The following is a 12,901-nucleotide window of genomic DNA, read 5'->3' on the forward strand; positions in this document are numbered from 1 at the left end:
TTTTATTCAACTAACTTGGCAGGATTGTTTAAGAAGCCTTTTATCATATAATTGGTACTTATACAGACTTAGGGGTGAACCAATGAACAAATTAATTAGTAGTATTATTTTGATAAGCTTAAGTTTTATAGTGGGATGTTCAGGCTCAGCTACATATGACAATGACGAAGTAGCCGCTATTGTAAGGGGAGAAGAAATAACAGTTGGGGACATTCGCTTTTTTGTTGAAGTGGAAGATGAAGATTTACCTGAAGCTGTTGAATCAATGGTTAGGGAAACTGTTGTTATTCAAGAAGCTAAGGAAATGGGAATCGATGTATCAGATGAAGTCGAAGAGTCAATTGAGTCCTTTGGTCAGTATCCTTCTGAAAATGTTGATACTGATAAAGCAAATGAAATTAGAGAGTTTGCAGAGGCTCAGGCTGAAAGATTTGATATGAAGCCAAAAGAGTTTCATAAGGAGTTTATAGAGAGAAGTGCTAAGAGAAGTGCCTATTCAAATGAATTCTTTAAAGAACATTTTGATGGCAATCCTGAAACAGAAGAAGAAACTGAAGAAATGAGTGAAGAAATACAACAAAAAGTTGATGCGTTGTTAAAAGAACACGAAGATGAAATTGAAATACTAATCAAATAATTGATAAATAATAATTTGTTATTGAACAAACTGGAGGCATTAGTTGAACAAGACAATAAAACCAACGGAACTTCCTTTAATTTGGAAGTTCCGTTTCTTTCTGAAGATATCAACACTAAACTTTAACAGAGCCTTTTAATTAAGCTTCTATAATCTAATAGCGAGATTATTATCACCAGTAATATTAGAAGATAAAAATTTTTAGGTATACTAACTAAGAGATCATCTGAATTACTCTTAAATAATATAAAATTCCATTACACAAGAGGAGGATATCTATGACTATTATAAAGAACGAGGAACTAGTAAAAAGGATAATAAATAATAACTTAGCTCCTATAAAAGTAAGTGATATAAAGATGTCTAACCAAGTATATTTAGATTTTGATGGCATTGAAGGATTTATTAATTATGCTAATGAAGCTTCTTTTAAAAGCGTGTACTATTATTATACATACTATAATATTGAAGATTATAAAATTCCATTTGAGTGGTATAACGAGTATTCAAAGGAGTTTAAAAATGAAGTTCAATTGCATAATCAATACATAGAATCTTTTGATTTTGATTCACCTAAAAGCTTAACTTTATTTGTACTTGAAAATGGCATTTTTATAGGGGTTCATTTAATTGAACCGTGGCTTGAAAAGCAAAGTATAAGAACAGCAGATGATACAATTGAAATGATTGATGGTAAATTTAATGAAATTAAAAGTCAAAGACAAGATGACGAAAACAAATTGAGAAATATTGTTATAAATCATCCAGAATTTAGATATTGTAAAAATCAAGAAATTAGATATTGGTTTTTAGTTAACTTACTTAAGAATGAAGATATGGAGAAATACCGTTACTTAGTTGAACCTTACGGAATACCGCACAATGGCAATATAAAAATGTTTATGGATAAAACCTGGAGCTTGTTTAAAGAAACAGAACTCAAAAGCTGAAATAGCAGAAATAAAACTTAACAGTAACTTTTAAGAAAATTACTAAAAAAGAGGATCCGTAGTATTTATAGTAAACGGACCCTCTTGGCTTACTTTTTTATATAAACCACTTTAAAAGTTTTATCATTGGGTTTGTACTACTTTATTTTAGATTAAAGGCGAAAATTTTCTATCTTGTTATTTGATACTCATCTTCCCCCATCATCATTTTATAATGTTGAGCTTGCCCCATATATTCAAATATAGATTTAAATACTTTTTTATACTTGTCAGTCAGGTTATCCGGTAGCTCTATAAATAAATCCTCATTAATACTATGAGACCCGTCATTGATCCAAGATATCAAGCTCTGACAGATAATTTTTTCCTCATCTTCAAATTTATCAAGAATATGGTCATAACTTATACTTCCAAAATACTTAAAATAATTTTCTAAGATCCGTCTCATAACGTTTTGCATCGTTATTAAGTTTTGATCGTTTAATAAACTAAGTTCATTCCATAACAATTCATAAGATGATTTAATTGGGTTTTTATCATAATGCGTAATAGATGAGTTGTTATTATCATCTTTACGTATAATCCAATACTTTTTATTATGACTATTTTCACCGTTTCTATTGAATGTGATTTCTTTATGAAAATATACATTATGAGTTAATACAATAAGTTGGGCGACTCTTGAATGTTGATCGTTTATATCATTGATTAAATTCCGAATTAATGAACTTACAACAAAAAGTACATTACTATCCAAGCTAGAAATGGGATCGTCAATTACTATGATTTTTTTAGTATTTAGGTCATCCTCATTATGGGACCCCTTAATGAGATTATAGAAATATAGAAAAGTGATAAATGTTTTTTCACCCTCACTTAAGGTATCCTTTGCTTCTGAACCATCTTCTCTAATAATTTTGTATGTTCCTGTTTCTGTATCAGAAGTTGTGAGTTCAAAATTAGTAAACCCAAATGATTTAAGAGTACTATTAATCTCCGTAACAGTATTATGAACACTTGTTATCCGTGATTCTAGATCAGAAAGCTCTGTTCTAAACTCCTCAATATACCCTCGGGTTTGTTCGAACGAGCCTCTCAAACCATCTAGTGCATTTTCAACAGGTTCTATGCTTTCTTTATAAGTAGTTAAATGAAGCTTTAATTCTTCACAGAAATAACGCCACATTCTCTTTTTGAGAATTCCTTGTTCTTCTTCAAGGTTAGCCATCTTTTCATTAAATTCTTTAATTTCTTGATTTACTCTGGTTATCTCTTCATTGATGTCATTAATTACATTTTTTATACTCTGAGGCTTTATTTTACGACTTGGTTCACTTTTTTTAGTGTTCATTAACTGATTATTTTCGTTGAGAATTGAATTGATAATCTCTAATTTATTATTAACTAAAGTACTATCTATTTTGAACCCAATTGATTTGCTACTCTCATCGACTAATTTTTGAATAGATTGAATAACAGAGTTTATTTCATCATTATACTTTTCCACAGCTTCATTAAGTATATTAATTTTTTCTGTGTATTCCTCATTAAAATACTCTAAGAGTTGTTCTTCGAAGTCACTATATAGTTCCTGTTGGCAAAATGGACACGTGCCTTCTGCATCAACAATATAATTCATTCCTTGTTTTACCCAGTCGCTATTATTAAGTTTCTGAATAAGTTTCGATATATTTACATCTTGTTTACCAATTATAGGTTCTTCAAAAATTTCTTTCTTCTCATAATCACTATTATATTCAATAGTTGGTATGTAATTTTTTGGTGACTGATCTTTTATATTGAATAATAATTCTTCTTGTTCCTGAATCTTATCGTAGTCTAATAATTCTGATTCAAGGTCAACTTCATCGATACACATTTGGGCAAACTTATCCTTGCTACTTCTAAACCCCTCGAATACTGATTGAAACAAAGGTTCATATTTATTTTTCTTGTTCCAAATATTTTCTCTAAACGTATTCCAATGGGAACTTAATTCTTGGTTTCTTCCTTGAATTTGGGTTTCCAATTTACCCAATTTATCTTCGTATTTATCAATATCTTGTATAAGTTCGTCTCTTCTATCAAATAGCTCATTCTGTTCTTTTCCAAAAGTATATATACCTTTTAAAGAGTCGTTAATACCAAAGTATTCTTCTACAAAGTGTTTGTTATACACCTGCATAGAGTATTCATTTTCGCTCCACTCAATTGAGCAATCCTGGAAATTATGGCTGTTTCTCAGGAATTCAGAAATAGACGTTTTACCAGAGCCATTATTACCATAAAAAAAATTAACTTTGTTTAAGTCTTCAATTTTTACTCCAGTATCATCATAAGATGCAACATTTTTCATAGAAATATTTTTTATCAAAACATCACCTCAATTAGAATTTATTTCCTTTTACCTTTATGTTAACATCATAACTATTTACAATAAATAGTATGTGAGTATTTAGTAGTATAGTTTTGTATTGTATAATATGAGTGAAGTATAAATAATGAGGTGTTTAAATGATCACAGGCGATATGAAAAATAAAGTAGATAAAATATGGGAGACATTTTGGACAGGCGGTATAACCAATCCATTAACCGTAATTGAACAATTTACATACCTTCTATACATAAAAGGTCTTGATGACAAAGAAAAAAAACGTGAGAAAGATAATCAATTGTTAGGCATTGAAGAGGAAGGTTTATTTCCAAAAGGTAAACCACAATTACGTTGGTCAAACTTTTCAAATATGGGATCAGAAGAAATGTATCAAGTAGTTTCACAAGAAGTCTTTCCTTTTATAAAGAATATTGGTGGGGAAGAATCAGCTTACACAAAATATTTAAAAGATGCTGTGTTTATTATTCCCACAGCTTCTCTTCTATCTCGCGTCGTTGAAGGAATTAATGCATTACCAGATACAACTACAAGTGATGACAAAAAAGATACTTTAGGCGACTTGTATGAGTATTTATTATCGAAACTGAGCACGTCAGGTACAAACGGTCAGTTCAGAACACCACGTCATATTATCGATATGATGGTAAGGTTAATGAAACCAAGTCCTGAAGATATTATTGTGGATCCTGCAGCTGGTTCGGCTGGTTTTTTAGTTTCAGCAAGTGAATATTTAAGAGAAAATCATAACGATATGTTTTTAACAGAAGACTTAAGAGAGCATTTCAACAAGAATATGTTCCACGGATTCGAAATAGACAATACAATGCTTCGTATCGGTGCAATGAATATGATGTTGCACGATGTTGATCATCCAAATATTAGCTATCGTGATAGCCTTTCCGAACAAAACAAAGATAGTGAAACTTACACAATGGTGTTGGCTAACCCTCCGTTCAAAGGTTCACTAGATTATGATTCCGTGTCGGATGATTTATTGCGTATCACTAAGACGAGAAAAACGGAAATACTGTTTTTAAGTCTATTTTTACGACTGTTGAAAAAAGGTGGCCGTGCAGCAGTTATTGTACCAGACGGTATCCTTTTTGATGGTTCTAACGCACACAAAGCAGTTCGAAAAGAAATCATTGATAACAATAAACTAGAAGCTGTTATTAAAATGCCGAGTGGTGTTTTCAAACCATATGCAGGTGTCTCAACAGCTATATTGATATTCACTAAAACTGAATCAGGTGGTACAGATAATGTTTGGTTTTATGATATGAAAGCTGATGGTCTTTCTCTGGATGATAAACGAGCACCAATTAATGAAAATGATATACCAGACCTTGTTAAGAGATTTGAAAACTTAGACTGCGAAATTGAACGAGAACGTACAGAACAGTCATTTTTTGTACCGATTAATGAAATACGTGAAAATGAATATGACCTTTCTATAAATAAATATAAAGAGGTAAAATACGAAGAAATAGAATATGATGATCCAGAAGTAATTATAGACTCATTATTGAAAATGGAAAATGATATAAATAACTCTATTAATTATTTAAAGGAGCATATTTCTAAAAGGAGTATTTAATTTGAGTTCAAAAAAAGAAAAAAAATTAGCAGACTATATAGAACAAATAAGAGGTGTTTCATACAAAAAAGGTAACATTAGTGAAACTCCTGCTGAAGGTTTCATCCCACTTTTAAAAGCGAATAATATACAAAATGGTGAAATAGATCTCACAGAACTAATCTATGTTGATAGTGAATTAGTTCAAAATAAAAAAATACTAAGAAAAGGCGATATTTTAGTAGCAGCTTCTAGTGGTAGTAAATCAATTGTTGGTAAATCAGCTCAAATCAATGAAGATATGAAAAATGTTACTTTTGGTGCATTCTGTAAAGTAGTCCGTCCAAACGAATATATTCACCCATATTATGTAGGTCACTTTTTCTCATCACCCCAGTATCGACATACTATTGAAAATGTTATAAATGGTTCTAATATAAACAATTTAAAAAATGAACACATTGATAATTTAAATATACCTGTTCCTGAAATCGAAGTTCAAAATAAAATTGTATTAACTTTGGATGAAATTAAAAAGATCATATCATTACGAAATAAACAATTAACAGAGTTATCCAATTTAAAGCAAAGCATTTTTTATGAAATGTTTGGTTCAATTGAAACAAATGACAAATTTGAAATTAAGCCATTTGAATATTTTGCTCAAATAGATAACAGGATGGTAAAGGAGTTTTCAGGATGGGAGAATTCACCTTATGTTGGGATTGAAAATATTGAAAAGAAGACCGGTAAGTTAATTAATATTAGTAAAATAGGTGACAACGATATTAAAAGTGGAAAATATTATTTTACAAATCAACACATCATCTACAGCAAAATTAGACCTTACTTGAATAAGGTTGCTACACCTACTTTTTCTGGGCTTTGTAGTTCTGATGCCTATCCTATTCTTGTTAATACCGAGCACACTAATAGAACATTCTTTTCATTCCTATTAAGTTCTGACGCATTTCTAAATTATATTAGTAAAAGTAGCTCTAGAACCAACATACCTAAAACTAATCGAAAACAGTTGCGTGGTTTTTCAACTATATGCCCACCGTTGTCATTACAAAATGAATTTGAAAAGAAAATCACAGCAATTGAGGAAGTAGAGAATTCATTATATGAGAGTGTTGATGAATACGAAATTTTATACAATTCCCTAATGCAAAAGGCATTTAAAGGAGAGTTGTTTCAAAAATGATTCACCAAACATAATGAGGTGATTAAATGTCGAATTTCGCGTTTTTAGAAAATGAAACTCAATTCAAAGATTTCACAGATGCTTGTTTGGAGGCAGAGAAAAGCCTTCAAGTAAGCCCAGCTAATTGTGCAATCTCGACTCGCCGAGCACTAGAGCTTGCCGTGAAATGGTTATATCAATCTGATGAAGAATTAAAGATACCTTATCAAGATAATTTATCAAGTTTAGTTCATAATCGCACTTTTCGTGATGTGATTGATCCGAATCTTTTCCCATTACTTAAATATATTATTAAACTCGGTAATGTTGCTGCTCATACGAATTCAAACATCAGTCGTGATGAAGCAATTACTTCACTTCGAAACCTTCATCAATTTACAGATTGGATTGGATACTGTTACTCATTTGAACATCAAGAAAAAGAATTTAATGAGTCAATTTTAACGGTCGGTGACGAACCAAGAAAGAACCCGGAAGAGTATAAAGAGTTTTATGAGAAATTAAGTGAAAAGGACAGAAGCCTTGAAGAACTAGTAAAACAAAATCAAACTCTTCGCAAGCAGTTAACAGAAACCCGTATAGAAAACACGAATAATTATAACTATCAAGTCGATTCTATTTCAGAACATAAAACAAGAAAACTCTTTATTGACGTCGAACTAAAGCTTGCTGGATGGGAAATTGGGAAAGATATTATAGAAGAATACAAAGTAACAGGAATGCCAAATAACGAGGGTATAGGCTTTGTTGATTATGTTTTACTCGGTGATAATGGAAAGCCTATTGCCGTAGTGGAAGCAAAAAAAACTTCGGTTGATTTATATCAAGGTAAGCAACAAGCAAAATTATACGCCGATTGCATTGAAAAAATGCACGAACAACGCCCTATTATCTTTTTCACAAACGGATTTGATACTAGATTATGGGATGATATGGAATACCCTGAACGACAAGTATCAGGCTTCTATACCAAAGGTGACATTGAGTTATTAATTTCAAGACGTACACTTAAATATCCACTCATTAATATTGATATTAATGACAACATTACAAACCGTCCTTATCAAAAAGAAGCAATTACAAATGTAGCAGAAGCCATTCAACAAAAAGAACGTGAAGCTTTACTTGTAATGGCAACAGGTTCAGGTAAAACAAGAACTGCTATTTCTATTGTAGATGTTTTGGCAAAACATAATTGGGTGAAAAATGTTTTATTTTTGGCCGATCGAACGACCTTAGTTAAACAAGCTAAGAACTCATTCAATGATTTGTTACCTTCTATAAGTGTTTGTAACCTCTTAGATAACAAAGAAGATCCTGAATTAAGCAGAATGGTCTTTTCCACTTATCCAACAATGATGAATGCTATTGATGATGTTAAACGGAAAGACGGTCAAAAACTTTTCACCGTTGGACATTTTGACCTTATTATTATTGATGAGAGCCACCGTAGTATATATAAAAAGTACAAATCAATATTTGATTATTTTGATGGTGTTTTATTAGGTTTAACCGCGACTCCTAAAGATGAAATTGATAAAAATACGTATGATATTTTTGGTTTAGAGACAGGTAACCCAACTTATGCTTATGAATTAGAACAAGCTGTAGAAGATGGTTACTTAGTAGATTATCGTACTATAGAGTCAACCTCAAAGTTTCTTGACGATGGTTTAAGATATGACGAGCTTTCTGATGAAGAAAAAGAAGCTTATGAAGAGACATTCGATGAAGAAATCGGTGATTATGTCAGTAGTGGTGCAATGAATGAGTGGTTGTTTAATGATAATACAATCGATCAAGTTCTTACTGATGTAATGGAAAAAGGGATCAAAGTTGAAGGCGGAGATCGCCTTGGGAAAACTGTGATCTTTGCTAAGAACGCAAAGCACGCGAAAAGAATTGTTGAACGTTTTAATAAACTTTATCCCCATTACAGGGGTGAATACTGTAAGCAGATTGATTACAGTGTAAATTATGTTGAATCAATAATTGAAGATTTCTCTACAAAGGATAAGCCACCACATATTGCAGTTTCAGTAGATATGTTAGACACAGGTATTGATATTCCGGAGATAGTGAATTTAGTATTTTTTAAGAAGGTTAGATCCAAAGCAAAGTTTTGGCAAATGATAGGCCGCGGAACAAGACTGCGTCCAGATCTATTCGGTCCTAGTGAAGATAAAGAATATTTTTTAATTTTCGATTACCTTCGTAACTTCGAATTCTTCCGAGAAAATGAAAAAGGTATTGAAGGTAAAACAGCAACCAGCCTAACTCAAAGGTTATTTGAACTCAAAATAGATATTACAAAGCAGCTTCAACTAGTTGATTACCAAGAAGAACCTTACATTTCATATCGTAATAACCTAGTTGAAGAATTAATATCACAGGTCAATTATCTAAACGAAGATCACTTCCAAGTTCGAATGCATTTAAAATATGTCCAAAAATATAAAAATCGAGATAACTGGCAATCACTAGATATTAATAACACAAATGAACTTAAAGAGCATATCTCACCTCTCATCATTTCTTCAGATGATGACGAGATGGCTAAACGCTTTGATAATGTGATGTACACTATAGAATTAGCTTATTTAACATCAAGTCCTGCTACCAAGCCTATAAACAGTGTTATCGAAACAGCTGAAAAGTTAAGTGAGCTCGGAACGATTCCTCAAATTGCTGATAATAAAGACACTTTACATCAAGTGCAATCTGAAGATTTTTGGAAAGAAGCTAATATACACCAAATCGAAGAAGTGAGAACGGTAATGCGAGAACTAGTTAAATTCCTCGAGAAGCAACACCAGAAAGATTACTACACAAACTTCGAAGATACTTTTGAAGTAATTGGTGAAGGAAATGAACCCATCTACGCTGCAAACAACTTACAAAACTATAGAAAACGAGTTAATCAGTACTTAAATGAACATCAAGACCAAATAGCTATCTATAAATTAAGAAATAACAAACCACTAGCTAAACAAGATGTTGATTTATTAGAAGAAATCCTATGGAATGAGTTAGGCTCAAAAGAAGAGTATGAAAAAGAGTTTGGAGATACACCTATCACACGACTAGTCAGACAAATTGTAGGGTTAGATAAAGAAGCAGTCAATGAAGCTTTCTCTGAATTTCTTTCAGAAGAACGTTTGAACAGCCAACAAATAAAGTTCGTTAAGCTAATTATTGATTATGTTGTTAAAAACGGATACCTAGAAAAACAGGTTTTACAAGAAGATCCATTTAGATCATTAGGCAGCATTTCAGACTTGTTCAGTGACAATATCGATGATGCACGTAAAATCATTAGCATCATAGACGATATAAATGACAAATCAGAGTTCACAGAAGGGGCTTAACACTGATTAAGCCCCCAATTCAGTCTTATTTTAAGGAGTGAACCAATACATATGGAGTTCAGCAATAATATAGAGAACTATTATCAAAATAAGGATATTGAATTTACAAAAAACCCTACTAACCACACTCTGAATATTAGCAAACTGGACAAACTATATTACAGATTACAAAAAGAATATGATTATTGGGAGGAATTATTCACACTACTGAAACCTAATAAAAACACACCTAATAATACATTACCTTTAAATAATATACGAATTTATTTTGAAGGGTTATTGCAGGATATTTCCAAAGCATCCGAAAACAATAATATTAATGAAAGTGACAAGAAGAAAACCGTCGATAACTTAGTTAATAAGTTACACACTAATTCATACCCTGCTGTTTATTCAAACAGTGAATTCGCAAATATGGTCGAAAATTTAATTAATAAGTACAACAGTAACGTTAATATAATTGATGGATTTGAAAAAGGATATTTCAATGATAATAAATTAAACTTTAATACCACTGAATTATCCAATAATTCCTTCTATACTGGACACTTTTTGGGAATAAAACTAAGAAACCCAGAAATCTTTAATGAAAAATCCGAATCAAAAATTGATGAAATTAATGCAATTACAGAAGAATTTAATTCGGAAAGAAATGAATTTAAGAGAGAAAAAGAAAACTTCGAAAAATCAATGAATGAAGAATTTCAGCATTTTAAAGAGGAAACAAATAGTAAATTATCAGAGTTTGATGAACAGGTTAGCACAAAATCAGATAACCTCGATCAACTTTATAATAATTCATTAGAAAATTTTAATAACCTTGAAAAATCGTATGAGTCTCACCTGAAGATTGAGAAACCTGCTAAGTATTGGAGTAAACTAGCAACGAAATATTATAAAAGAGCTGATAAATGGAAGTGGATTACTATTGGTACAAGCATTATCTATCTTGCACTTTTAGTCGTTATTTTAGTACTCACAGCACCTCCTCAAAACTGGAATTTTGACTTTGAATCAGCAAAATATACTGTTATATTGACTGTTGTAATATCATTTGGGATTTTCCTTATAAATAATTTCATAAGGATAACAAATTCAAATTATCACCTGGCAAATGATGCTGAAGAGCGACATCATTTAACTTATTTCTATCTATCACTTATAAGAGAAAACGGTGAATTTTCCTCTGAAGAGAAAAACATTGTGCTACAGTCTCTATTCAGAAGAACGGATACAGGTTTAATTAAATCTGATAGTTCCTCTAATATGCCTAATCCTAACTCTTCGTTGCAATTTTACTCAGATCTAAATAAAAATCACTAATATTGAGACAAAAAAGTGCCCTAGCTTATAGTTAGGGCACTTTTAAATAATACATCTCACTCTCGTTTTATATAACTATTTATAATAAATTAACTAAAGAACATAATAAAGATAAAATAAAGGCTGCTATTATAAACAACATTATAACAACAGCCTTCATACTTAACTTGAATAGAGTTTACAACTTCAAATAAAAACTAATTAGATCGATGATGATGTGACTTTAGTCCCAAAAACACTTAATTACCCATAAAATGTCACATATTCAAATTACGCATAAAGTGTCTCATACTGACACTTTATGGGTTACGTCACAAGTCATCAAACGATCCTTAACCATATGCATATGGAGATGGCGGGACTCGAACCCGCGTCCAGAGATATCGCCACTCAGGCTTCTACGAGTGTATTCGATTTATTGTCATTCGCCGATTCTTCAGCCAACCGACAGGCTTCCGAATGGCTAGTCTGATTAATCTCTTCTAAAGACCTCAGACGGTGGCCTTTAGCGTAGCCCGCTTCATTTTGAGACCCTTCAATCTACCACACGGGCGATGGCAGGAAGGATCCTGCAGCCTGCTTTACGCAGCTACAGCGAAATCGTTTTGTTTGCCAGTTATTATTAACTGAATGACGTTTAACGAGTCGTCACCTCGACTCGCTACCTGAGCTCGATCTATCCCTGTCGAATCCAAAACATCCCCGATTAAAGATGTTTGGCTATTAACCGAACGTTACAAACTTATTATAACATGAGGGTAGCCATTTGAAAAACGGTAAGCTTTTCCACTAATAGTCTTTCAACGCACGCTCGACATCACGTTTCATATCCTTTTGTTTCAAGTCTTCACGTTTATCATATTTCTTCTTACCACGGCCGACGCCAATCAATAATTTAGCGACACCATTTTTGATATACATTTTCAGCGGCACAATCGAATAACCCTTTTGTTGGGTTTCGCCTGACAATTTATTGATTTCTTTACGGTGCAATAACAATTTACGAGCACGTGTTGGCTCATGATTAAATTGATTCCCCTGTTCATACTCCGATATATGCAAATTATGAACGTATAATTCACCTCGCGACACTCGAGCAAATGAATCTTTTAAATTCACTCTTCCCGCACGAATCGCCTTAATTTCCGTTCCTCTTAGCACAATCCCTGCTTCAAACGTTTCTTCAATATGAAAATCATGTCTTGCTTTACGATTTGTAGCAATGGCATTTGAATCTTTTTGCGGCATATTTACCCTCCTCACTGCAAAAGCTATTTTATCAAAAAGAAGCCTCCATTTAAACTGTCTTCTCTCGAGTTCAACGGTTTCCTATAATTCGTCATGATCATTCAAAATTTTTTCGTTATTTTTAAGTCATTGTAATAGACAATGGTTTTTATGTTGTGGCATTCTAACTAATTAGGGAAACGAAAGATATGGAGGT

General features: G+C 32.0%; 8 protein-coding genes and 1 other RNA gene. 6 read left to right on the plus strand and 3 right to left on the minus strand.

All coding sequences use genetic code 11. The features are described from left to right. Nucleotides 1-82 precede the first annotated feature (82 nt). Nucleotides 83-637 carry a hypothetical protein gene (locus tag ACKXGF_RS11140; RefSeq protein ID WP_411953790.1) on the plus strand — a complete coding sequence of 185 codons (555 nt, stop codon included), beginning with the start codon at nt 83-85 and terminating at the stop codon, nt 635-637. Nucleotides 638-915: 278 nt separating this feature from the next. Continuing rightward, the gene (locus tag ACKXGF_RS11145) at nt 916-1,587 is read left to right on the plus strand and encodes a hypothetical protein (protein WP_411953791.1); all 672 of its coding nucleotides are present in this window, start codon (nt 916-918) and stop codon (nt 1,585-1,587) included. Nucleotides 1,588-1,756: 169 nt separating this feature from the next. On the opposite strand, the gene ACKXGF_RS11150 is transcribed toward ACKXGF_RS11145, so the two are convergent. Next, nucleotides 1,757-3,961 carry an AAA family ATPase gene (locus ACKXGF_RS11150; protein ID WP_411953792.1) on the minus strand — a complete coding sequence of 735 codons (2,205 nt, stop codon included), beginning with the start codon at nt 3,959-3,961 and terminating at the stop codon, nt 1,757-1,759. 140 nt (nt 3,962-4,101) lie between these two features. On the opposite strand from ACKXGF_RS11150, the gene ACKXGF_RS11155 reads away from it, so the two are divergent. From ACKXGF_RS11155 to ACKXGF_RS11170, 4 genes are read left to right on the plus strand one after another with little or no spacing between them, the layout of a single operon-like run. Beyond that, on the plus strand, nt 4,102-5,580 hold the full coding sequence (locus ACKXGF_RS11155; protein WP_411953793.1) for an N-6 DNA methylase: 1,479 nt from the start codon (nt 4,102-4,104) through the stop codon (nt 5,578-5,580). 1 nt (nt 5,581) lies between these two features. Then, nucleotides 5,582-6,766: a restriction endonuclease subunit S gene (locus ACKXGF_RS11160; protein WP_411953794.1), complete on the plus strand. Its 1,185-nt coding sequence runs from the start codon at nt 5,582-5,584 to the stop codon at nt 6,764-6,766. 26 nt (nt 6,767-6,792) lie between these two features. Then, nucleotides 6,793-10,134, plus strand: a complete 3,342-nt coding sequence (locus ACKXGF_RS11165; RefSeq protein ID WP_411953795.1) for a DEAD/DEAH box helicase family protein — start codon at nt 6,793-6,795, stop codon at nt 10,132-10,134. A gap of 51 nt (nt 10,135-10,185) precedes the next feature. Further along, the gene (locus ACKXGF_RS11170; RefSeq protein WP_411953796.1) at nt 10,186-11,457 is read left to right on the plus strand and encodes a DUF6161 domain-containing protein; all 1,272 of its coding nucleotides are present in this window, start codon (nt 10,186-10,188) and stop codon (nt 11,455-11,457) included. Between the two features lie 344 nt (nt 11,458-11,801). Here ACKXGF_RS11170 and ssrA read toward each other — a convergent pair. Together ssrA and smpB are read right to left on the minus strand one after the other, a co-directional pair. Then, nucleotides 11,802-12,161, minus strand: a transfer-messenger RNA (tmRNA) gene (gene ssrA / locus ACKXGF_RS11175). 85 nt (nt 12,162-12,246) lie between these two features. Then, nucleotides 12,247-12,705 carry an SsrA-binding protein SmpB gene (gene smpB / locus ACKXGF_RS11180; RefSeq protein WP_167262327.1) on the minus strand — a complete coding sequence of 153 codons (459 nt, stop codon included), beginning with the start codon at nt 12,703-12,705 and terminating at the stop codon, nt 12,247-12,249. Nucleotides 12,706-12,901 lie beyond the last annotated feature (196 nt).

The sequence above is a fragment of the Alkalibacillus sp. S2W genome (assembly GCF_046764385.1).
In the GTDB taxonomy this organism is placed as follows: Bacteria; Bacillota; Bacilli; order Bacillales; family Alkalibacillaceae; genus Alkalibacillus; species Alkalibacillus almallahensis.

Excerpts from the sequence above, each read along its gene's own strand:
- ACKXGF_RS11140 (WP_411953790.1), top strand. The coding sequence starts at position 83 with ATGAACAAATTAATTAGTAGTATTATTTTGATAAGCTTAAGTTTTATA.
- ACKXGF_RS11145 (WP_411953791.1), top strand. The coding sequence starts at position 916 with ATGACTATTATAAAGAACGAGGAACTAGTAAAAAGGATAATAAATAAT.
- ACKXGF_RS11155 (WP_411953793.1), top strand. The coding sequence starts at position 4,102 with ATGATCACAGGCGATATGAAAAATAAAGTAGATAAAATATGGGAGACA.
- ACKXGF_RS11165 (WP_411953795.1), top strand. The coding sequence starts at position 6,793 with ATGTCGAATTTCGCGTTTTTAGAAAATGAAACTCAATTCAAAGATTTC.
- ACKXGF_RS11170 (WP_411953796.1), top strand. The coding sequence starts at position 10,186 with ATGGAGTTCAGCAATAATATAGAGAACTATTATCAAAATAAGGATATT.
- smpB (WP_167262327.1), bottom strand. The coding sequence starts at position 12,705 with ATGCCGCAAAAAGATTCAAATGCCATTGCTACAAATCGTAAAGCAAGA.